Source organism: Haloferax sp. Atlit-6N, assembly GCF_003383195.1.
GTDB classification, from domain to species: Archaea; Halobacteriota; Halobacteria; order Halobacteriales; family Haloferacaceae; genus Haloferax; species Haloferax gibbonsii.
On sequence record NZ_QEQJ01000001.1, the window covers coordinates 168,911 to 190,288 of the forward strand.

Annotated in this window: 24 protein-coding genes; 13 read left to right on the plus strand and 11 right to left on the minus strand. The window is 69.0% G+C overall.

All coding sequences use genetic code 11. The annotated features are described in order from the left end of the window. Nucleotides 1–3 precede the first annotated feature (3 nt). From DEQ92_RS00825 to ligA, 5 genes are all read right to left on the minus strand, one after another. Nucleotides 4–219, minus strand: a complete 216-nt coding sequence (locus DEQ92_RS00825) for a hypothetical protein (protein ID WP_004976868.1) — start codon at nucleotides 217–219, stop codon at nucleotides 4–6. 76 nt (nucleotides 220–295) lie between these two features. Beyond that, on the minus strand, nucleotides 296–1,129 hold the full coding sequence (locus tag DEQ92_RS00830) for an alpha/beta fold hydrolase (RefSeq protein WP_004976870.1): 834 nt from the start codon (nucleotides 1,127–1,129) through the stop codon (nucleotides 296–298). 59 nt (nucleotides 1,130–1,188) lie between these two features. After that, nucleotides 1,189–1,896 (minus strand): MBL fold metallo-hydrolase, encoded by a 708-nt coding sequence (locus DEQ92_RS00835; RefSeq protein WP_115820311.1) that lies wholly within the window; start codon nucleotides 1,894–1,896, stop codon nucleotides 1,189–1,191. 101 nt (nucleotides 1,897–1,997) lie between these two features. Further along, complete coding sequence (locus DEQ92_RS00840) at nucleotides 1,998–2,348, minus strand: hypothetical protein (RefSeq protein ID WP_004976874.1); 351 nt, start codon at nucleotides 2,346–2,348, stop codon at nucleotides 1,998–2,000. A gap of 71 nt (nucleotides 2,349–2,419) precedes the next feature. Continuing rightward, a complete protein-coding gene (gene ligA, locus DEQ92_RS00845; protein WP_004976876.1) occupies nucleotides 2,420–4,177 on the minus strand; it encodes an ATP-dependent DNA ligase LigA in 1,758 nt (585 codons plus the stop codon). Nucleotides 4,178–4,295: 118 nt separating this feature from the next. Between ligA and DEQ92_RS00850 the strand changes: the two genes are divergently transcribed. Together DEQ92_RS00850 and DEQ92_RS00855 are read left to right on the plus strand one after the other, a co-directional pair. Then, a complete protein-coding gene (locus tag DEQ92_RS00850) occupies nucleotides 4,296–5,825 on the plus strand; it encodes a hypothetical protein (protein WP_115804861.1) in 1,530 nt (509 codons plus the stop codon). Nucleotides 5,826–5,933: 108 nt separating this feature from the next. Beyond that, on the plus strand, nucleotides 5,934–6,311 hold the full coding sequence (locus tag DEQ92_RS00855; RefSeq protein WP_115804860.1) for a hypothetical protein: 378 nt from the start codon (nucleotides 5,934–5,936) through the stop codon (nucleotides 6,309–6,311). 94 nt (nucleotides 6,312–6,405) lie between these two features. Here the strand turns inward: DEQ92_RS00855 and psmB are convergent, their stop codons facing one another. Continuing rightward, on the minus strand, nucleotides 6,406–7,137 hold the full coding sequence (gene psmB, locus DEQ92_RS00860) for a proteasome endopeptidase complex subunit beta (protein WP_004976882.1): 732 nt from the start codon (nucleotides 7,135–7,137) through the stop codon (nucleotides 6,406–6,408). Nucleotides 7,138–7,286: 149 nt separating this feature from the next. Further along, nucleotides 7,287–7,460 carry a hypothetical protein gene (locus DEQ92_RS23695; RefSeq protein ID WP_004063248.1) on the minus strand — a complete coding sequence of 58 codons (174 nt, stop codon included), beginning with the start codon at nucleotides 7,458–7,460 and terminating at the stop codon, nucleotides 7,287–7,289. Nucleotides 7,461–7,800: 340 nt separating this feature from the next. On the opposite strand from DEQ92_RS23695, the gene DEQ92_RS00865 reads away from it, so the two are divergent. Continuing rightward, nucleotides 7,801–8,160, plus strand: a complete 360-nt coding sequence (locus DEQ92_RS00865; RefSeq protein ID WP_004970698.1) for a DUF555 domain-containing protein — start codon at nucleotides 7,801–7,803, stop codon at nucleotides 8,158–8,160. Nucleotides 8,161–8,325: 165 nt separating this feature from the next. Further along, complete coding sequence (locus tag DEQ92_RS00870; RefSeq protein WP_004976886.1) at nucleotides 8,326–8,865, plus strand: CBS domain-containing protein; 540 nt, start codon at nucleotides 8,326–8,328, stop codon at nucleotides 8,863–8,865. A 90-nt stretch (nucleotides 8,866–8,955) separates the two neighbouring features. On the opposite strand, the gene DEQ92_RS00875 is transcribed toward DEQ92_RS00870, so the two are convergent. Then, nucleotides 8,956–10,260 carry a cytochrome P450 gene (locus tag DEQ92_RS00875; RefSeq protein ID WP_115820312.1) on the minus strand — a complete coding sequence of 435 codons (1,305 nt, stop codon included), beginning with the start codon at nucleotides 10,258–10,260 and terminating at the stop codon, nucleotides 8,956–8,958. 72 nt (nucleotides 10,261–10,332) lie between these two features. Next, the gene (purM, locus tag DEQ92_RS00880) at nucleotides 10,333–11,307 is read right to left on the minus strand and encodes a phosphoribosylformylglycinamidine cyclo-ligase (protein WP_004976889.1); all 975 of its coding nucleotides are present in this window, start codon (nucleotides 11,305–11,307) and stop codon (nucleotides 10,333–10,335) included. Between the two features lie 404 nt (nucleotides 11,308–11,711). Here purM and DEQ92_RS00885 point away from each other — a divergent pair, with 404 nt between their 5' ends. Next, nucleotides 11,712–11,948, plus strand: coding sequence for a hypothetical protein (locus DEQ92_RS00885; RefSeq protein ID WP_004976891.1), 237 nt, complete (start codon nucleotides 11,712–11,714; stop codon nucleotides 11,946–11,948). A 496-nt stretch (nucleotides 11,949–12,444) separates the two neighbouring features. Here the strand turns inward: DEQ92_RS00885 and DEQ92_RS00890 are convergent, their stop codons facing one another. Both DEQ92_RS00890 and DEQ92_RS00895 read right to left on the minus strand, forming a co-directional pair. Then, nucleotides 12,445–13,068, minus strand: coding sequence for a hypothetical protein (locus DEQ92_RS00890; protein WP_004976894.1), 624 nt, complete (start codon nucleotides 13,066–13,068; stop codon nucleotides 12,445–12,447). Further along, nucleotides 13,065–14,744, minus strand: a complete 1,680-nt coding sequence (locus DEQ92_RS00895; protein WP_004976898.1) for a TraB/GumN family protein — start codon at nucleotides 14,742–14,744, stop codon at nucleotides 13,065–13,067. Before DEQ92_RS00895 ends, DEQ92_RS00890 begins: the two co-directional genes overlap by 4 nt. A 53-nt stretch (nucleotides 14,745–14,797) precedes the next feature. Here DEQ92_RS00895 and DEQ92_RS00900 point away from each other — a divergent pair, with 53 nt between their 5' ends. From DEQ92_RS00900 to DEQ92_RS00935, 8 genes are all read left to right on the plus strand, one after another. Continuing rightward, a complete protein-coding gene (locus DEQ92_RS00900) occupies nucleotides 14,798–16,126 on the plus strand; it encodes a glycerate kinase (protein ID WP_115804859.1) in 1,329 nt (442 codons plus the stop codon). Nucleotides 16,127–16,189: 63 nt separating this feature from the next. After that, a complete protein-coding gene (locus DEQ92_RS00905; RefSeq protein WP_004976902.1) occupies nucleotides 16,190–16,810 on the plus strand; it encodes a winged helix-turn-helix domain-containing protein in 621 nt (206 codons plus the stop codon). A gap of 81 nt (nucleotides 16,811–16,891) precedes the next feature. Then, entirely contained in the window at nucleotides 16,892–17,335 is a 444-nt protein-coding gene (locus DEQ92_RS00910) for a bifunctional nuclease family protein (protein WP_004976905.1), read from the plus strand. 60 nt (nucleotides 17,336–17,395) lie between these two features. Further along, complete coding sequence (locus tag DEQ92_RS00915) at nucleotides 17,396–17,881, plus strand: acyl-CoA thioesterase (protein WP_115820313.1); 486 nt, start codon at nucleotides 17,396–17,398, stop codon at nucleotides 17,879–17,881. Between the two features lie 54 nt (nucleotides 17,882–17,935). Further along, nucleotides 17,936–18,388, plus strand: coding sequence for a hypothetical protein (locus DEQ92_RS00920; protein ID WP_115820314.1), 453 nt, complete (start codon nucleotides 17,936–17,938; stop codon nucleotides 18,386–18,388). A 189-nt stretch (nucleotides 18,389–18,577) separates the two neighbouring features. Beyond that, a complete protein-coding gene (locus DEQ92_RS00925; RefSeq protein ID WP_115820315.1) occupies nucleotides 18,578–19,981 on the plus strand; it encodes a DUF4397 domain-containing protein in 1,404 nt (467 codons plus the stop codon). Between the two features lie 130 nt (nucleotides 19,982–20,111). After that, nucleotides 20,112–20,417: a hypothetical protein gene (locus tag DEQ92_RS00930; protein ID WP_008093441.1), complete on the plus strand. Its 306-nt coding sequence runs from the start codon at nucleotides 20,112–20,114 to the stop codon at nucleotides 20,415–20,417. Nucleotides 20,418–20,443: 26 nt separating this feature from the next. Next, nucleotides 20,444–21,046 carry a hypothetical protein gene (locus DEQ92_RS00935; RefSeq protein ID WP_115804857.1) on the plus strand — a complete coding sequence of 201 codons (603 nt, stop codon included), beginning with the start codon at nucleotides 20,444–20,446 and terminating at the stop codon, nucleotides 21,044–21,046. The last annotated feature ends 332 nt before the right edge of the window (nucleotides 21,047–21,378 follow it).

Here is a 21,378-nt window from a genome sequence, read left to right on the forward strand (position 1 = left end):
TTTCTAGGTCCCGGACCGATTGAACAGCGCCACGATAGTGTAGCCGCCGTAGAAGCCGAGGGTGTGAATCGTTACTTCGGTCGCGAACTCGGCGGCGGTTCGGACTGCTTGGACGTGGAAGAACAGCGCGTCGGTCGTCACGACGACGAGCGTGACGACGAAACAGACGAGGAGTCGGCGGCCGCTGAAAAGCGGGCTCGACCGGAGGGCGTCGCGCATGGCGGTTCGACGGCCGCCCGGCGTATGAGTCTGGTGCCGCGAGTGGTTTCGGGGTGTTACCCCTCCCGGTGCGAACTCACGGATAGAGCCCGTCGCCGCGGAACCCGTCGAAGTAGCGCCTGACGACGCCGTTCAGCGTTCGCGGCTCGCCGGTCGCGAGGTTGTGACCCGCTCCGGAGAACAGCGCGAGCGTCGCGTCCGCGACGCCGTCTTTGAGTTCTCGAATCCGCGGTTCGGGAAAGAGTCGGTCGGCCTTCCCGGCGGCGACGAGCGTCGGCGCGTCGATGTCGGCGAGTATCTCCCGGGAGTCGTGTTCGAGACAGGCCGTACAGGAGACGACGGCGTCGGCGGGAACGGCGGGCCGAAAGTCGACGACTCGGCCGGCCGCCTCGATGAGCGGCGGGGCGACGGTCGCTTCGAGGCCCGTCGCCGCCTCTCGCTCCGCGTCGGCGGCGACCTCGGCCCACCGTCCCTTGCCCGCCAACGAGCGCCAGCGCGTCACGACGTTCTCGCCGTGGCCGCCGAGTCGGGTCCCGGCGGAGACGACGGCCAGCGAGTCCACGTAGTCGCCGTAGTCGGCGGCGAGATACTGGGCGGCGAGGCCGCCCATCGAGACGCCGATAACGTCGGCCGGCCAGAGGTCCTGTTCGTCGATGACGCCGGCGTAGCCCGCGGCGATGTCGCGCGTGGTCGACCCGACCGGGAGGTGTCGCGGTCGGCCGACCACCCACACGTCGCGGTCGTCGAACTCGCGGAACAGGCCGGCGAGCGCCGCCGCGGTCGCGCGGTTCGGGTCGGTGCGCTGGAAGGCGTCCGAGAGGCCGGGAAGCACCACGAGCGGGTCGGCGTCGGCGTCGCCGAAGCGGTAGTAGGGCCGCCGGCCGCCGAGCATGCCGTAGTCGAGGTCCATACGCGAACGGACGGCCCGGCGCGGCAAAATCGTTCTGTCCGTCTGTCCGCCTCGCCGTCTCAGACTTGGTCGGGGTCGTCGAGGACGACCGGGATGCCGCGGTTCGCCACGTCGACGACGAAGGCGTCCGGGTCGGTTTCGAGAAGCGGAATCGTGTTGTAGTGAATCGGGAGCACGAGGTCGGGGTCGAGCGTCTCCGCGAGGTCGGCGGCCTCGTGGCGGTCCATCACGACCGAACCGCCGATGTTGGCGAGAAACAGCGAGACCTCGAGGTGTTTGTGGCCTTCGAGCACGTCGGAGTCGCCGGGCCAGAAGACGGTCCGGTCGGCGATCGAGATGTGGTAGCCGCAGCCGAAGCCCTGCGGGTGGACGATATCGCCGTCGCGGAGATGCGGCCCGTCGGGGTCGTTGAACGCCGGGAGCGACCACACGTCGACTTCGCCGACGGTGAGGTGGTCCTCCTCGCCGACGCGGACCGTCTCGTAGGGGAGTTCCTCGACCGGCACCACGTCGCGGTCGATGGTCGCGGCGTCGACCCCCTCGAAGGCGACGACCATCGCGTCGGCGTCGGCGACCTGCTCGATGGCGTCGGAGTCGTAGTGGTGGTTGTGCGTGACCAAAATCAGGTCGCCGTCGCGGGCGTAGTAGTCGTCGAGGACGCCGTAGCGGCCGGGGTCGAAGTAGACGACGAAGCCGTCGGGCGACTCGATTCTGACGGTCGCGTAGCCGAGCCACGACACGTCGAGGCCGTCGTGTTTGATGGTCATACGCGACACCTCGAACCGAGGGGTAAAAAGCGCGGCTCTCGGGGCGAGGCGGTCGATGCGGACGGAGACGAGTGTCGGGCGGCGGGTGCGCGACCCCCGACTCAGACGAGCGTGTCGCGCAGGACGCCGAACACGACGAGGCTCCACAGGAACAACCCGGCCCCGTAGAACAGGAGGGTGAGGCGGAGCGAGGTGTCCGTCTCCACGGGCGACCACAGCCCCGCGTTCGAGACGACTCTGTTCGTCCCGCCCTTCTCGCCCGCGTGTTCGACGTTACTTGGGCCCATCTGTCCCACGGCCCCGCCGCCGAGTACGACGAGGAGTACGCCGGCTCCCGTCAACCCGAGTATGTACAATCCCGAGTGCGTCGCGAGATACACCGCGCCGACCGTGAGCAGACCGAGGAGGCCGGTGTAGAGGACGACCGGCTTCCAGAGGGCGTCAAGATTCATGGAGGACCACCGTCCGAAGCTGTCGGCACACAGATACTATATCTCTTTGGGCGACCCGCGGCGAGCGCCGGTCACTGCGAGTCGGCCAGTCGCTCGACGCGCTCCAGCGAGTCGGCCGTCTCGGCGGTCTTGTCCTCGCGGACGGTGACGAACCGCGGGAACCGGAGCGCGTAGCCCGAGGAGTACGTCGGCGACGCCTGAATCTCCTCGTAGCCGACCTCGAAGACGACCGAGGGGCGGATGTCGACTTCCTTGCCGGACTCCCGTTCGATTTCGGGTTCGAGGAGGTCGGTCAACTCGACTAACTCCTCGTCCGTGATGCCCGTGGCGACCTTGCCGATGGTCTCGAAGGCGTCGTCGCCGGACTCGGCTTCGACGCGGGCCGAAAGCAGGAACGTCCCGAGGAACTCCGCGCGGCGGCCCTCGCCCCACTCCGCGCCGGTGACGACGAGGTCCAGCGTCTCCACGTCGGGCTTGCGTTTCAGCCAGTTCTTCCCGCGGTCGCCCGGCGAGTAGGGCGCGTCGGGGTTCTTCAGCATGATTCCCTCGTGGCCGGCGTCGAGGGCGTCGGCCTCGTAGGCGGCGATTTCGTCGGCGTCGTCGGTCAGGAGGAGGTCGGAGACGGCCGCCGAGTCGTCGCCGAGGACCGCGGCCAGTCGGTCGTGCCGGTCGGACAGCGGGTCGGTCAGGAGGTCGTCGCCGCCGGCGTGCAGGCAGTCGAACGCCCGGAGTTCGACCCGGACCTCCTCGCGCATCCGGCCCACGTCGTGCTTGCGGCGGAAGCGCCGGAGAATCTCCTGAAACGGGAGGGGCTCGCCGTCGTCGTCCATCGCCACGACCTCGCCGTCGAGGATGACCGACTCGTCGACCGCGTCCGCGACGAACTCGACCACCTCGGGGAGCGCGCCGGTCACGTCCTCCATGTTGCGCGAGAACAGCGAGACCTCGCCGTCGGCGTCGCGGTGGACCTGCACGCGCGCGCCGTCGAACTTGGTCTCGACCGCGGCGGCGTCCCACTCGTCGAGCGCGTCGGCGGCGGTGCCGGCCTGCGCCAGCATCGCCTGTACGGGGCGGCCGACTTCGAGGCGGACCCCGTCGAGGCCGGCTTCGCCCTCGTCGCGGGCGAGTTCGGCGACCATGCCGTAGTCGTTCGACACCTGTAGGGCGCGGGCGACGGCGGCGACGGCCTCGTTCCGGCGGTCGCGGGCGGCGGCTTCGGTCTCCGCGTCGGCGTCGTCGTCGCGGATGGCGGCGGCGTCCGCGGGGTCGACCAAGAACGCCTCCGCGACGGCGTCGCGGACGGCCCCTTCGCCGACGCCGATGCGCATCTCGGAGAGGACGAGCCGTGCGAGGATGCGCGCCTCGTCGGGGTCGGTCCGATTGAACAGGCCGTAGAGCGTCTTGAGCTTCGTTTCTTCGCTCCCCGAGCCGGAAGCGGCCGCGAGCGCCCGGAGTTCTGAATCGACTTCGGCGACGGTTAGGCCGTCTTGACCACCCGAGCCGAAGGCGGCGAGGCCGCGCTGGCCGCCGAAGTCGTAGCTCGCGGCGACCGCGCCGATTTCGCCGCGGTCGGCGAGGCGGTCTTCCACGTCGTCGGCCGAGACGTTCGGGCCGGCGGCGCGGGCGATGGCCTCGTGGCAGAGCCGCGGGCCGATGTCGAGCGTGGTCGAGTCCCACGCCGGGAAGACGCGGCCTTGGACGAACCGGGCGACCGTCGGGAGGTCGTCGCCGGCGTCCGAAAAGAGGTCGGAGAGGAGCGAGACGACCGCGAGGTCCGCTGGCTCGGCTTCTATCTCGGCGGCGCGGGCGGCGAACTCGGCGAACTGCATCGTCCGTGGGTATCGCCGCGCGGGGCAAAAGCGTCTCGACAGTCGTCGGGGATGTGATTCGCTGCCGAACGACCGCGGTGCCGGGAAGTTGAAGGCGTTCGACGCCGGAACGCCGGGTATGAGCGACGACCTCGCAGAGCGCGTCGAAGACGTGCTCGCGGTCGACGCGGCCGAGTTCGAAGCGCAAGCGAAAGCCGACGCCGAGGTACTCAAGCGCGAACTGCGCGAGGGGACCTTCGACAACCACCAGTCCATCGTCGGCTTGGAGTACGAGTTCTACGCCGTCTCCGACGGTCGCTGGTCCGCGAGCGAAGACGACGTGCACGCGCTCATGCGGGTCCCGCGCCGGCTGCTCGGGCTCATGGGCTTCGAGAAGGAACTCGGGCTCCACAACGCCGAGATGACCACGAGCCCCCAGCCGCTGAACCCCCACGGGCTCCGCGCGCAGGAGTCCGAGGTCCGCGCCCGACTCGACGCCGCGCTCGACTGCGCCGCCGCCGAGGGGATGCGCCTCGTCTCCGACGGGATGTGGAGCATCCCGCCAGCCGGCGAGAGCGCCCGCGAGTACCTGACAGACTCCGTCACCGACGGTGGCGTCCGCCTCGCGACGAACATGAGCAACTCCGTGCGGTACCACGCGATGGCCAACGGGCCGACCGCCCCGGAGTCGTTCACGCTCGACGCGCCGCACGTCTCGCTCGAAGCGGACACCGTGATGCCCGAGGCGCTCATCACGTCTATCCAGCCGCACTATCAGGTCCCGCACGCGGCCGACCTGCCGTACCACTTCAACTACGCGCTGCGGGTCGCCGGGCCGCTTCTCGCGCTCGGCGTCAACTCGCCGTTTTTCCCCGCCGACCTCTACGACGAGGGCGTGACGGCCGACGAGATTCTCGCCGACGGCTGGGACGAAAACCGCATCGCGGTGTTCGAGTCGGTGCTCAACTCCGGCGACCACGAGAAGGTCGCCTTCCCCGGCGACCTCGACACCGTCGAAGACGCCGTCGACCGCGTCGTCGAGGACTCCACGATGGTTCCCATGTCGGTCGAACGCGGCGACCGCTTCGACGACGACTTCGCCACGCTCCGCCGTAAACACGGCACCTACTGGCGGTGGGTCCGTCCGGTGTTCGACGGCGCGTCCCGCTCGTCGGCCAACGCACGCATCGAGTTCCGCCCCATCGCGGGCCAGCCAACCGTCCGCGACTCCGTGGCGTTCCAGGCCGCCTTCGCGGGACTCATGGAGCGACTCCCCCGACTGGACCACCCCGTCATCGACCTCGACTGGGAGACCGCGGAGGAGAACTTCTACACCGCGATGCGCGAGGGCCCCCACGGCGACCTGCGCTGGATAGACGTCGACGGCGACGACGTGACCGGCGCGGACCTCTACGAGGACCTGCTCGTCCACGCCCGCGACGGGCTTCGGCTCGCGGGCTGTTCCGAGGAGGAGGCCAACTACTACCTCGAACCCCTTCGCAAGCGCGTCGAGACGGGCGTCACGCCGGCCGACTGGAAGCGCGCTCGCGTCCGCGACGCCCTCGACGACGCCGACGACTTCGAGACGGCGCTCCGCGAGATGCAACGCGAGTACGTCGAGCGCCAGTCCGACTCGCTGCTCGAAGGCGCGTTCGCCGACTGGTTCTGAGCCGGCGGGCGCACTCGGCTCCGCGCGCCTCGACGACGGCGGGGCGGTCTCGGCTTCACGCACTTTTGTCGGAGAAATAACTATTATCGCGCCGCTCGAACGCCGCGTATGGTCTCCCGCCGGACGAAAGCCGTCGCCGAATTCGGTCTCGCGCTTCTCACCGCGCTCTGGATGGTGTCGATGCGCCGTCTGCTCCGCTCCAGCGACGACGAGTCGTACGAGCCGACGCCGCTCTCGCCGGGCGGACTCGCCGTCGGCGGGGTGTGGGGAGCCGGGCAGGTGTGGGCGTACGACCGCGATAGCTGGAAGGTTCGCACACGCCGACGTCGCGCGCTGGTCGTCAGCTTCCTCGGTATCGCGGTCGAGCGCCGACTGCTCCCCCGAACCGAGTCGTTCCGGTACAGCCTCGGACTCGGGCGCGTTCTCGGCGTGCTCGGCTACCGGGCGTGGTACGGGCTCCTGCGGCCGCTTCCGGGCGACGAGTGAGCGGATTCTCCGCGGGGGTTCGGTCGCGGGAGTCCGACCAGTCCAGCCGGTCGCGACTCGTTAAAACGAAGAGAAACCGCCGACTGCGGGCGACTTATTCGAGGCCTTCGAAGTTCTGGTGGCGCTGGATGTCGACGCCGTCCTCGGTGACGACGGCGATGTTGATGCCGTTACCCGAGGCGAGGTCGCGCTCGACCGCCGAGCGGATGGCCTTCGTGGCGACCTGCTTCGCCTCGTCGATGCTGAGGCCGTCTTCGAACTCCTGTTCGAGCACACCGAGGGCGTACTGGCTGCCGGAGCCGGTGACGGTGTACTCCTCTTCGAGGATGGAGCCGGCGGGGTCGATGCTGTAGATGTGGGGGCCGGTCTCGTCGACGCCGCCGAGGATGGGCTGGACGACGTAGAACCCGCCCGAGCGGAGGAAGTTGCCGACGAGCGTCGACAGCGCCTGCATGCTCATGTCCTCGCCGCGGCGGGCCTCGTAGAGGCGGACCTCCGCGCGGAGGGAGCTGATGAGCGACTGGGCGGCCGAGACGGAGCCGGCGATGGTCAGCGCGCCCGTCGGGTGAATCTCTTCGACCTTCTGGACGTCCTTCGAGGAGACCATGTAGCCCATGCTCGCGCGCATGTCGGTCGCGAGGACGACGCCGTCTTCGGTCTTGATACCGACGGTAGTCGTTCCGGTCTTCGTCTCCTTGTCTCCGAGCGAGTCGGCGCGACGCTCGGCGTGTGGGAACTCGCCGAGCTCGGGACCGAACACGTTCGAGCGGTCGCCGTTCAGCGAGTCGAGACGGCCGGAGAACTCGTCGTGAGTCGGGGTACGCATTGTCAGCGATTGCACTTCGGCGCTGATAAATGCAACCCTTCACCTCGCCGTTGCCGGTGCCAAAGCGTCAGACGCGCGTCGGCGGCGGCCGCGCGGTGCGGTCGCTCGCGGGAAGTACCGTCGGGAGGAGGGAGGGCGCGCGAGTCGGCTTAGCGAGCCGCGGCGCGTTCGTAGGCGGTTCCGGTCGTTTCCACGAGCCGGCGAATCGGGAGGGTCACACCCATCCGGCGAGCGGCGAGCGCGACGGGGAGCAGCGCGATGCCCATCGCGACCGATAGCTGGTAGGCGGCGAACAGGACGTACTTCGTTAGGCGGGGTATCATCACCGTGTCCTCAGTCGAGGCTCGGGAGGTGTCGGTATATAAATCTTCTCTCAGCCGGCCGCGTGATACCCCGACGCTGTCTATCGATTAAAGTACACTTGTCTCTACACCAACTAGACCGACTATTCGGCGTGAGACGCGCGTGACCCGCGGAGCGCTTTTCCATAAGTTATAGCGATAATCCCCGTGGCATGCGCGGGTCGTGCGCGCTCCGGTCGGTGGACGGGAGTGTCGTGGATCCGGACGCGTCGCGGTCGGTTCGCGGCCCGGGTGTGTGAATCCCACGCGCCCCGGCGCTCGAACCACAAGACACGAAACCCCACCGGCGCGTAACGTGTGTATGAGCAACTATCTCGTCGCGATGGAGGCGGCCTGGTTGGTCCGGGACGTAGAAGACATCGACGACGCCATCGGCGTCGCGGTCAGCGAGGCCGGCAAGCGACTCAACCAGAAGGACAAGGAGTACGTCGAGGTCGAAGTCGGCGCGACGCCCTGTCCCGCCTGTGGCGAACCGTTCGACTCCGCGTTCATCGCGGCCAACACCGCCCTCGTCGGCCTGCTCCTCGAAATCAAGATTTTCAACGCGGACGGCGAGAAGCACGCCTCCCGCATCGCCAAAAGCGAGGTCGGCGGCGCGCTCCGCGACGTCCCCCTCGACGTCATCGACATCCGCGAGTTCGACTCCGACGAAGACCAGTAACCCCGCGCCGTCGCGCCCGGCCGCGTCGGGTCGTGCCAAACCGCACCGACCGGTGTACTTGGGGCGACCGCCCGACACGAGCGAGCGATTTTCGCGGCGCCTGCGAACCCCTGCCCCGATGAGCGACCGGAACACTTTTTCATAACTACGGGTTATCACTCCGGCATGGAACTCCCCACGCCGCAGGACCTCAGGGAACGGCGGAACTCCCTGGAGTTGACGCAGAGCAAACTCGCCGACATGGCCGGGGTCTCCCAGCCGCTCATCGCCCGCATCGAAGGCGGCGACGTCGACCCGCGCCTCTCGACGCTCCGGCGCATCGTCGAGGCGCTGGACGAGGCCGAGGGTCGCATCGTGCGCGCGGAGGACATCATGAACACGACCGTCCGGAGCGTCGCTCCCGACAACTCAGTCCGCGAGGCGCGCGACATCATGCTCGACGCCGGGTTCTCCCAACTGCCAGTCATCGAGAACGGCCGCCCGCTCGGCATCATCTCGAACGCCGACATCCGCCACGTCCAGGAGGACGACGTGACCGACCGCCCGGTCAACGAGGTCATGTCCGAGGGCGTCACGACCGTCGAACCCGAGACGACGCTGGACGAAATCGGCGTCTACCTCGACCACAACTCGGCTATCATCGTCGTCGAGGGCGGCGAGACGGTCGGCATCATCACCGAGGCCGACATCGCGGCCCACATCTGAGGTCGAGTCCGGTGACCGGCGAGACGCCGGAGGCGGTCCGCCGTCCGAAACTGCGAAACTGCGAAACGACGGCACTCCCACGCGACGGACTCAGCGCCGGCGGACGACGAGCGGCGTTTCGCCCTTCGGTTGGGTCGTCATCTCGGGCGTGATTTCTAACTCTCCGTCGCCGCCCCAGCCGAGGTCGAAGTGGCGGAGGACGGTCGCGAGCACGATTTTCGCCTCCGTGAGCGCGAACGCCCGCCCGAGACAGCTCCGCGGCCCGGCTCCGAAGGGGAGGTAGGCGTAGGCGGGGCGGTCGGTCTCTCCGTCCCAGCGCTCGGGTCGGAACGCGAGCGGGTCGTCGTACCACCGGTCGTCGCGGTGGATGCGGATGACAGAGAGGTGGATGTCCGCGCCCGCCGGAACGACTCGGTCGCCGGTCGGAAACGGCTTCGCCGTCTCCCGCGGGAGCGTGTGAACCGGCGGGTAGAGCCTGAGCGTCTCCTTGATGACGCGTTCGAGCACCGGGAGTTCCCCGGTCGCCTCGGCGGTCACGGGGCCGTCGCCGACGACGCGGTCGACCTCGGCGGCGGCGCGCTCGCGGACATCGGGGTGCGTCGCGAGCAGGTACAGCGCGTAGGTGAGCGCGAGCGCCGTCGTCTCGTGGCCGGCGAAAATCATGCCCACGAGTTGGTTCTCCAGCGACTCGACGGTCGCCGGGTAGTCGGCGTCGGTCCCGAGCGCGTCGGCGAGTCGGCGCGTCAGGCTCTCCTCGTCGGCGGTCTCGACCAGCGTTCTGACCTCCTCGCGGAGGACTCGGTCGGCCCGGTCGAACCGACGCCTGCTCGGCGTCGGGACCCACGACGGCAACACCCACGAGGCGGGCGCGAAGCGGCCGTTGAGGCCGTCGGCGGCCGAGCGAACTCGGCGGTCGCCGTCGAGGTCGAGTTCCCGCCCGAGGATGGTGGCGAAGATGATGTCCAGTGTGACGGACTTCATCTCGGCTTCGAGCGACAGCGTCCCCGAGTCGGGCCACGTCCGCAGGCGGCGCTCGACCTGCCGGCGCATCACGGACGCGTACTCGTCGACCCGCTCCCAGCGGAAGAACGGCTCTAGCTCGTCGCGCTGTCGCCGCCACTCGTCCCCCTCGGCGGCGATGACGGCGTCGCCGAAGGCGGCCTCGAACTCGCCGCCCTTGACGATGGTATCGCGGTCGGTCACGAACGCCCGCTCGAAGTGGTCGGGGTGGGCGAGGACGTACAGGTCGCCCATACCGACCACGTCGAGTCCGACCGCGTCCTCGACGCCGTGGTCCGCGAGGAGGTCGGCGACGAAGCCGAACGGGTCGGCCGCGAAGCCGACGGTGTGGCCCACGAGCGGGAGGCCGTTCGGTGTCGGTGGCGGTGAAGTCACACCTCCACTATGGCGAACATCACTAAAATAGTGCTTCTAATCGAACAGTTCGATTTGACAAGCTATCCGCGCTCAGAGGTCGAGGCCGCGAATCGAGACGCCGTCGCCCGCTTCGACGCGGCCGATGACGCGGCCGTCGGTCGCCTCGACCAGCGCCTCGGCGTTCGCCTCGGGGACGGCCGCGACGAAGCCGGTGCCCATGTTGAACGTCGTGTGCATCTCCTCGTCGGAGACGCCGCCGCGCTCCTGGACGAATTCGAACACCGGTTGGGGGTCGAAGGCGTCGTCGACGACGTAGCGGAACTCGCCCATGCGTTCGAGGTTGGTCCAGCCGCCGCCGGTGACGTGGGCCGCGGCGTTGGTCTCGGCGGCGCGCAGGTCGTCCAGCAGGTAGGTGTAGAGCCGCGTCGGTTCGAGGAGCGCCTCGCCGACGGTGTCGTAGTCGTCGCCGTCCCACGCGTCGTCGTAGTCGCCGTCGGCCGTGGCGGCCTTGCGGGCGAGCGTGAGTCCGTTCGAGTGGATGCCGGACGACGGGAAGCCGACGAGCGCGTCGCCCTCCTCGGCCTCCCCGGGGAAGATAGCGTCCTTCTTCGCCAGTCCGGCGCAGGTGCCCGCGAGGTCGAGACCGTTGATGACCTCGGGCATGACCGCCGTCTCGCCGCCGACGAGTTCGATGTCCGCCTCCTCGGCACCCGCGGCGAGGCCCTGTCCGACCTGCTCGGCGAACGTCTCGTCGGGCGCGTCGACCGCGAGGTAGTCCACGAACGCGACGGGCCGGACGCCGGCCGCGACGAGGTCGTTGGCGTTCATGGCGATGCAGTCGATGCCGACCGTCGAGTAGTCGCCGAGCGCCTCGGCGACGAGCAGTTTGGTGCCGACGCCGTCGGTGGCGAGCCCGAGGTAGCGGTCGCCGATGTCGAGCAGGCCGGCGTAGTCGCCCGACCCGCCGCCGACCTGCGCGACGAGCGCGGCGGTCGCGGCCTCGCTCGCCTCGATGTCGACGCCCGCGTCGGCGTAGGTCATCCCTTCGGAGTCGTCGTTCGTCATGTTCGTGTACGAGATAGGCCGAAATATAAAATCACAGGGTACGAATCATACACGTTCTCGCATAAGTGAGCGTTCGCCGCCGGTCGGTCGTCGGTCGTACCGGGGGTCGCCCCTCCGGTTGTTCACATCCTGCCGGTCGCGCGCACGCTCTGACGACCCCGCTACGACCCTCCTAATCGACGGCTCTCCGAGCCGATTGTGTTGAATAATCTATAACTTTTGCAATATTTGCGAAAAAGCACCAGAGGACAGTATAAAATTTCTCGGCGCTTCTGGTGCCTTCATAAAACGTTACGAAAGAAGAATGTTCGCCCTAAGCCGGGTCTGAACAGTCGAAAAAGAAGCGAATTCACGGTAACGCTCGACCCCTTATATGATGGTCCCCGTCGTATGCAGGAGTGACGATGTCCGGAATCCCCTCCACGACCGACTCGATCGCGCTCGACTTCGCATCGACCATCGGCCGCCTCGCGTACGCCCCCCTCGAGACCGTCGCGTTCTGGTCGGCAGTCGCGCTGCCCCTCGCGTACCTGCCCGTCCTCAGCGGCGGTCTCTCAGCCGGCGAACTCCCCCTCTTCGCCGGGCTCATCGCCGTCCACGCCGTCGCGCTCGTTCTCGGGCGCGACCACGGCCAGCAGTAACCGCGACCCCGACGCGTACGACCAACCCGGATTCGTCTCGGTTCCCCGCCGACGCTTTCCCCTCCCCACGGCGCGCGTCAGCACCCCCTGCCCGACCGCGAACCGCCCGCAAACCAGCCCACCTGACACTGGCCCAACCCAACCCAGCCCAACCTGACTCCGACGCCGACTCCAACTCCAACTCCAACCTCGACGGCCCGACCTGTTCCCGTCGCACTCGCGCGGTCCCCTCTTCTCTCCGTTCGTTCCCGCAGACCCCGTCCCCCGCCGGGTCGTTCCCCCTCGTCTGTTTCATCCGTTGAACCCGTACGCCTCGGCAGTTCCTTCCGGTCTCCCGCTTTCGCCGCTTCGGTGAACCGGGGCCGCCGCCGCGTGAGGCCGCAGCTATCGGTTGTCGCTTCGGGGACGTGGCGGAGAAGTCGAAGCGGGACGGACCAGCAACCGAATTTCGGAGCCGTCCCGAATCTCGGGACCGCCCCGAATCCCCGTCAGTGGGTCAGAACCCGACGAACAGGAACAGACCGACCGTGAGGAGAACCGACAGGACGAGCACGCCGGCGAACGCCGGCGTGCTCCACGCCTTGACCGTCTTGCCGTCGAGCGACCCGAAGGGAAGCATGTTGAACGCCGCGAGGAAGGCGTTGATGATGAGCCCGCGAGAGCCGACGAGTTGGACCACGTCGGAGCCGACGAGGACGCCGACGACGAGCACCGGCGCGAAGGCGACGAGAAGCAGCAGGTTCGTCACCGGGCCCGCGAGGGCGATGAGGCCGTGTTCGCGCTCGGTGAGCACGCCGCGGTGGTAGACCGCTCCGGGCGCGGCGAAGATGAACCCGACGAGCGCGCTCATGATAGCGACTGCGAGCATGCCGTAGTCGGCGCGGAACTCGGCGACCTGATTGAACCTGACGGCGACGACCTTGTGTGCGACCTCGTGGAGGAGGAAGCCCACGCCGGCCGTCAGCAGGCTCACGACGAGCGCGAGGCCGAACGACCCGCTCGTCAGCAGTTGGATGGTTCGGTTGCCGCCGCCGGCGAAGAAGATGGCGAAGGCGAGGCCGAGTGCGACCCACGCGACGAGCAGGTCGCGGAGTTCGCGCGAGGAAAAGGAGACGTTCACGTCAGGGACCTCCAGATGAGGTCGGCGCTGTTACGCGCGCCCTCGAACATCAGGTTCGCCACGCCCGCGACGCCGCCGAGGTCGGAGGCGATGACGGGGATGACGTAGGTGACGAAGAGGAAGCTCGCGATGATGCTCCCGATGTTCGTCATGGCGACGACCATGATGAGCTTGAACAGCGGCACGTCGAACATCTGGCCGACGAGTTCGACGATGGGCGTCTCCTCGTCGGAGAGCAGTTCGTTCAGTTTGCCGATGTCGCCGACGTTGACCGGCGTGTGTCGGAGTTCGACGTAGCCGGTGAACCAGCCGGGCGCGAGAAGCGGGTTGATGGAGGTCATCCACGCGACGAGGCCGCCGACGAGGGCGGAGGTCCACCGCGCACCGGCGACCTTGGCGAGCGCGGCGGCGAACACGCCGTTGATGAGGAACCACGCGCCGAAGATGGTCAAGAGCCGCTCGTTGCCGACGCCGGCCATCGCCAGGAGGACGAAGAAGGCGATGAACACGGCGGTGACGCCGAAGCCGAGCAGTTTCCCCCACGGGAAGCCGTCTTTCTCCGCGACGCCGACGAGCGACTCCATCGGCGGGAGCGTCTCGGGGTGTGCGAGGTAGTTCTCGATGCCCTCGCGGTGGCCCGCGCCGACGATGGCGACGACGTGCCGACCGGACTGCCGGAGCGCGACGAGTTGGTGGGCGATGTAGGCGTCGCGCTCGTCGATGAGCGCCTCCGCGCCGCCGGGGCTGAACCGACGGAACTCCTCCATCATCGCCGAGACCACGTCGCCGTCGGTCAGTTCGGCCATGTCGAACTCCTCGTAGTCGGCGTCGCCCTCGGCGGGCACGAACAGGCCGAAGGCGTTCAGGACCGCGCCGGCGGTGACGCCCACGACGACGCCCGCGAGGACGCCGATGACGAGGCTCCCGACGATGGCGGTGCCGAGGCTCCCGAGGATTCCGGAGACGAGGCCGGTGCCGAGTCCGAGGCCGAAGCCGGCGACGATACCGATTGCCGCGCCGCCGCCGAGCCCCGCGAGAACCGCGTCGTCGCCGTCGAGGGAGAACGAGGCGGCGGTGTAGAGCAGGTACGCGGACGCGGCCCCGAGGACCGCGGCGGTCGCGGTGCGCGTCAACAGGAGGTCGGTGACGCCGACCGCGCCCCCGAACAGGCCGACGAGCGGCCCGAGGAAGACGCCGACGGCGATGCCCAACACCGCGCCGACCCCGCGGGCGTCGGCGACGCCGAACAGGAGGTCACCGGCCATGCGCACCTTTTCGAGCGTGCCCATCCGCCGCCAGAAGCGCTGGATGGTGACTTGGATGTCGCGGTCGACGAGCGCCACGTCGAGGCCCTCGTCTTCGGCGGTCTCGACCGCCGCGAGCATGTCCGCGCCGGGCTTTACGTCGAACTTGTCTCCCATCCGCGACTGGACGTACGAGAGCATCCAGTAGGCGATAAACTGGAAGACGGTGTTGCCGCGAAGCAGGTCGCGCGCTTCGATGTCGTCGGGCGTTCCGCCCTTCATCTGCCGGTAGCGACCCTCGTCGAGTTCGACCGCGACGACGTCGGGACGCTCTTCCCTGACGGTCTCTTCGACCTCTCTGACGCTGTCGGCCGAGACGTGGGCCGTGCCGACGACGCGGACGTGACCCTCGCCGGGCGACGAATCGTTCATCGCCGGGTTTACCGCCCCACGGTTTTTATCCGTGTCGGCATCTCCCACGAACTATGCAGGATTTCGACGCGCACACCCCGACGCCCGCCCACGAGACGGCCATCGACTGCCTGCAGGCCGGCGTCGAGGCCGTCCTCCCCGACCGCGTCGTCCGCGAGTCGGTGTCGCTCGACGGCGACACCCTGACCGTCGCGGACGAGACCTACGACCTGACCGCCTACGACCGCATCCTCGTCGTCGGCGGGGGCAAAGCCGGCGACGGCGTCGCCGACGCCCTCGAAGCCGTCCTCGGCGACCGCATCGACGATGGTGTCGTCGTGACGCCCGACCCGACGCCGAGCCCCGACGGGCGCATCGAGCGACTCCCCGGCGACCACCCGGTCCCCTCCGCGCGCGGCGTCGAGAGCACCCGGCGGCTCGTTGACCTCATCTCCGACCTCGACGACCGCACGCTCGTCCTCGCCGCCATCACGGGCGGTGCGAGCGCGGTTCTCCCGTCACCCGCCGAGGGCATCTCGCTCGCCGAGTTGCAGGAGACGACCGACAGGCTGCTCGAAAGCGGCGCGGAGATTCACGACCTCAACGCGGTTAGAAAGCACGTTTCGACGCTGAAAGGCGGCGGCCTCGCACGGCTCGCCGCCCCCGCGACGGTCGTCGGCCTCGTCCTCTCGGACGTGGTCGGAAACGACCTCGGCGTCATCGCCTCCGGCCCGACCGCGCCCGACGAGACGACCTACGACGACGCCCTCGACGTGCTGGACCGCTTCGACCTCGACGTGCCGAAATCGGTCCGCACGCGCCTCGCCCGCGGCTCCGCCGGCGACATCCCGGAGACGCCGAAACCCGGCGACTCGGTGTTCGGCCGGGTGACGAACCACGTTCTCGCGGACACGTTCACCGCGCTCGACGCCGCCCGCGAGGTGGCTGCGGACCGCGGTTACGACCCGCTCGTCCTCTCCTCTCGCGTGCGCGGCGAGGCGCGCGAGGCCGCGAAGACCCACGTCGCCGTCGCGGAGGAGTCGCTCGCGACCGGGAACCCGATTTCCGCGCCCGCCGTGGTCCTCTCGGGCGGCGAGTGTACCGTGACGGTCCGCGGGGACGGCGACGGCGGGCCGAACCTCGAATTCTGCCTCGCGGCCGCCGCCGAACTCCCCGAGGAGACCGTCCTCGCCAGCATCGACAGCGACGGGAAAGACGGCGGGACGGAGGTCGCGGGCGCGGTCGTGGACTCGTCGACCGTCGACGCCGGGGACGCCCACGACGCGCTGGCGAGAAACGACGCGCTCCCGGTGCTTCGGGAGGCCGGCGCGCTCGTCGAGTCCGGCGCGACGGGGACGAACGTCAACGACCTGCGCGTCGTCGTGGTCGGCGAGGGCGTCTGAGCGCCGACAGTTCCGCGGGCGACGGACAACAGGTTTGTATCCTCCGGCGGAGTACTCACCCCCATGGCCGGTTTGTTGCCCTCCACTCCCGACACCTCCGCCGCGGACGAATCCTCCCCGCGGGTCATCGGACTCGACGACGACGAGGCGTCGGACCTCCTCTCGGCGCTCTCGTCGGAGACGGCCCGCCGCGTGCTCGCCGCGCTCCACGACAAGCCGACGAACGCCGCGGACCTCGCGGAACGCGTCGACACGTCGCTTCAGAACGTCCAGTACCACCTCCGAAAGCTCGACGACGCGGGCCTCGTCGAGGTGGTCGACACCGTCTACTCCGAGAAGGGCCGCGAGATGAAGGTGTACGCGCCCGCCGACAGGCCGCTGGTCGTCGTCGCCGCCGGCGAGGAGACGCGGACGGGGCTGGCGTCCATGCTGACGAGCCTGCTCGGCGGCGTCGCCGTCTTGGGCCTGCTCTCGGCGTTCGTCCAGTGGGTCGCGTCGCGGGGCCTCGGCGTTCTCGGCGGTGCCGGCGGTGCCGCGGAGTCCGCCGACGCCGGGACGGTCTCGACGATGGCCGCGGAGGCCGCGCCCGCGGCGGCGCAGGGAATCCCGCCGGGGCTCGCCTTCTTCGCCGGCGGCCTCGCCATCCTGCTCGTCATCGCGGCCGTTCAGTTCGCCCGACGCTGAGCGCTCACGGGGAGCGACGGCGACCGGGTCGGCGACTCGTTCTGGGGTAACTATTCGTACTCCGGCCAACTACAGCATAGCATGAAACACCGTGCCGTGGTCCGCGGTATCGGGGTCGGCGTCGGCGAAGACGGCTCGAACGTGCCGGCGGTGGTCCTCGAAGCGCGCGACGAGTTCCTGCCCATCGTCATCACGTCGGACCAGGCTCAGGCCATCCAGCTCGGGCTCTCCGGCGAGCAGTTCGAGCGCCCGCTGACCCACGACCTCCTGGTCGAGATGGTGACCGAGTTCGGCGGGGCCATCGACAGCATCCGCATCGACGACCTCTCGAACGGCACGTTCCTCGCCAAGGTCGACGCCGAGCGGTACCACGACGGCGAGGCGCGGACGTTCGTCTTCGACGCCCGCCCGAGCGACGCCATCGCCCTCGCCATCCGCGTGGACTGTCCGATTCTCATCTCCGACGAGGTGCTCGACGCCGCCGGGCAGTCGCCCGAGGCGTTCGACGCCGACTTCGAGGAGTGAACCGGGGCCGTCGCCGCCGCGCCCCACGATTTCAAGCCCCCTCGGCGCGACCCTGCTCGCATGAGCGAATCCACCGCGACGCTCGACGAGTCGCGCACCGAGATGACCGAACTCCTCCTGCCGAACGACACCAACAACCTCGGGCGAGCCCTCGGTGGGGCGGTCCTCCACTGGATGGACATCTGCGGGGCCATCGCGGCGATGCGCTTTTCGAACCGCCAGTGCGTCACCGCGTCGATGGACCACGTCGACTTCATCAGCCCCATCGACCTCGGCGAAGTCGCCGTGATGGAGGCGTACGTGTTCAACGTCGGCCGAACCAGCGTGGACGTGAAAGTCGACGTGCACGCCGAGAACCCGAAGACCGACGAACTCCGGAAGACGACCACCTCGTTCCTGACGTTCGTCGCGCTCGACGACGACGGGAAGCCGACGCCGGTCCCCCGACTCGTCTGCGAGACCGACGAGGAAGCGGAGCTCCGCGCCGAGGCGGTCGCCGCCCGCGCCGACCAACTCGAATCCGTCATCGAGCGCATGGAGAACTGAGGGAGCCAGCACCAGCGCCGAACTCTTTTCCCGGACGGCGACCGACTGGCGACCATGCTCGACGTTCCCGTCCCGGACCCGCCGTCGCTCCCGACCGTCGACCCGAATCAGTACGACGACGCCCAAGTGGCGGCCGACGCCGACTTCAAGCGCGCCGAGTTGGAGGAGTTCCTCGAAGCCGGCGCGTGGGCCGACGCCTTCGAGTCGTGGGCCGCTGAGACGCCCGTCACCGAGGCGCAGTGGGAAATCGTCCTCGACCTCGACCTCCTCTCCCACTTCGACTTCTTCTGGGACGACTTCGCCGACCGCGTCGGCTACCACGCGCCGGGCATCCCCGAGGACTGGAAGGAACGACAACTCCACCCCGAACTGACCTCGTGGGGCGAGGTGTCGTCTATCAACGCCGGCCTCACCGAACTCGGACAGGACGTGTGCGACGTACTCAAAGACGACTACATCGACTGGGAGTCCGAGTACGAAGCGCCCGACGACCTCCCCGACTTCTGAGGCCGGCCTCTCCTCTCTCTGTTAGCTTTCGTGCCGACTCCGACGCCGCTTGGAACTCGGTCCCGGACATTCACAAAATAACGACGCAATATCCAGACATTCACGCAGGAAAGACATATTTCTGGAAGTATTATGGCCGAATTTGGGAAAACGGTGATATTCCAATCGTCGCTCTCATCTCTCGTCGCTATGACGAACATGAAACGCCGCGACGTACTCCGTGGATTCGGTGGCGTCGCCATCGCGGGCGGACTCGCAGGTTGTATGGGCGGCGGCGGGACCGACGACGAGACGGAGACGACCACGACGGCGACTCCGACTCCCACCCCGACACCGACGCCGGAACCCGAGATGGCGATGCTCCGCGTCGCTCACCTCTCTCCCGACGCGCCGAATGTCGACGTGTACGTCGACGGCTCGGTAGCCCTCTCTGACGTGCCGTTCGGCGCGGTCAGCGACTACCTCTCGGTTCCCGTCGGAACCCGGGCGGTGAAAGTCACCGCCGCCGGCGACGAGTCCACGGTCGCTTTCGAGGGCGACCTCGACGTCGCCGAGGCGACCTACACCGTCGCCGCGGTCGGCGAACTCACCGAGGAGACGTTCGAACCGCTCGTCCTCGAAGACGACGTGTCGCCCCCGGACGACGACACGGCCCGGGTCCGCGTGGTCCACGCCTCGCCCGATGCCCCCGCGGTCGACGTGACCGCCGGCGACACGGTGCTCTTCGACGGCGTGTCGTTCACCCAGTCCGGCAGCGTCGAGGTGCCGGCCGACACCTACGCGCTCCAGGTCAGGGGCGACACGGAGTCGAACGACGGCGACGCGGTCGCGGAGTTCGACGTCGAACTCGCCGGCGGCACCGTCTACACGGTGTTCGCGGCGGGCTACCTGACGCCCGACGACGAGCCGACCGACGAGGCGTTCCGGCCCGTCGCGGTCGTCGACGCCGGGTCCGGCGGCGGCGGGCTCGTCCAGCGCGACGTGTCCCTCCGCGCCGCGCACCTCTCGCCGGACGCGCCGAACGTCGACGTGCTCGTCGACGGCGCGGTCGCGCTCTCGGACGTGCCGTTCGGCGCGGTCAGCGACTACCTCGCGCTGACCGCCGGGTCCCACCAGGTGACGATTCGTGCGACCGACGCGCCCGACACGGTCGTCTTCGACGAGACGCTCGACCTCGCGGCCGGCGCGTACACCGCCGCGGCGCTCGGCGAACTCGACTCGGCGGCCGAGAACGGTTTCGCCGTCTCCCTCCTCGAAGACGACCGCTCGGCCCCCGCTGACGACGCGGCCCGCGTCCGGGTGCTACACGCCTCGCCGGACGCGCCCGCGGTCGACGTGACCGTCGCGGGCTCCGGGGACGCTCTCGTCGACGGCGCGGCCTTCGGCGACGCCGCGACCGTCGAGGTCCCCGCCGGGGACTACACGCTCCAGATTCGGGGCGACACGGAGTCGAACGACGGCGACGTGGTCGCCGAGTTCGACGTCACCGTCGAGGGCGGTCGCGCGTACACCGCCATCGCGCTCGGCTACCTGACGCCCGACGACGAGCCGGCGGACGCCGCGTTCGACCTCAGCGTCGTCGCGGACAACTGACCCGGAGCGAGCCGCCCACCCGCCCTGCCGTCGCCCCCGCTCCGACGCCGGTTTCGAGCGAACCACCTCCCGAACGAATGACGCCGATGCGAACCCGACGACGTGAACCGCCTCGCGCCCAGCGGCGGCCATGAGCGTCTTGGTCGACGCCGCGCGGTTCGCGCTCGGCGCGAGCGCGGTGTTCCTCGTCGTCCTGCTCGGAATCTGGGGGCGGAACTACCTGCTGTTCCGGTCGAAACACGCGCTCGGCCTCGTCGTCTTCGGCGTCTTTCTGCTCGCGCAGAGCCTCTTCGCGCTGTACTACTACCTCGTGGACCCGACGCTGTCGGTCTGGTTCGCCACCGCCGTTCCCGCCGCGGCGTGGCGGGTGCTGATGGGCGTCCACGTCCTCCAGGCGGTGGCGCTGGCGGTCCTCCTGTGGATTACGTGGGATTAAACCGATAGCCGCCGTCAGCGTCGGACATGCACCGCCGAGCCCTCCTTTCGAGCGCTGCCGCGCTCTCGCTGGCGGGCCTCTCGGGCTGTCTCGCCGACGCCCGACGGACCGCGAGCGGTCGAATCCGCGCCGACACCGGCCACTCGAAACTCCACCCGGCAGACGAGCAGTACGTGAACGGGTCGTTCCCCGACGACGCCGACTTCCGCGGGTGGCTGTTCGCCGACCCGCCGGACGACCAGACGGACGTGTTCACCGACCGCGCGATGCAGGGGCAGTACTCGAACGACCTGCTGTGGGCCGAAGGCGACTCGTTCGTCCTGCTGTTCGAGGTCCGAATGCCCCGCGAGGACGCCGCGTTCTACAACGCCGCGGGGTCCCCGTCGTGGACCGGCTGGCGCGACGCCGACCTCCCGATTCGGCGGTCGCCGCCGTCAGACCTCGAACCGTTCGACGCGGACACGCTCGTCTGCACTCACCTCTCGAAGTTCGACGTGGCGAGGGGTGCCGCGCCGACGAACGCCACGCTCCGGATGTTCGAGCGCGACGACGAGTCCGGGACCACGCACGGGTCGGCGGTCGAGTCGGTCGTCGCGACCCACCGCGTCGGTCGCTGGTCGGACCGATAGCGTCGATGCCGGCGTCGATGTCGGTGTCGTCACCGGAGTAAGCGTTATGCCGCTTCCGAGACTTCGTTCGGATAGCATGCGACGACACCGGAGCCTCTCTCGCTCACCCGCGGTCGGCCAGTCCCGACCGTCGGTCGTCGCTCCGTCGCTCATTATTGCGGGGCAGTAGCCTCGCACACTCCTCATCCTCGACTTCCGTCCGTATCGACCTCCGAGCGACTGCAGTCCCTCCCGGTGTGACACACCGGAACTCCCATGGAGCGACACACGCACCACACCCGACAGGCGTATCGACAGCGACCAACAGACCGCCGACAGCGGAGGGTCTCCCG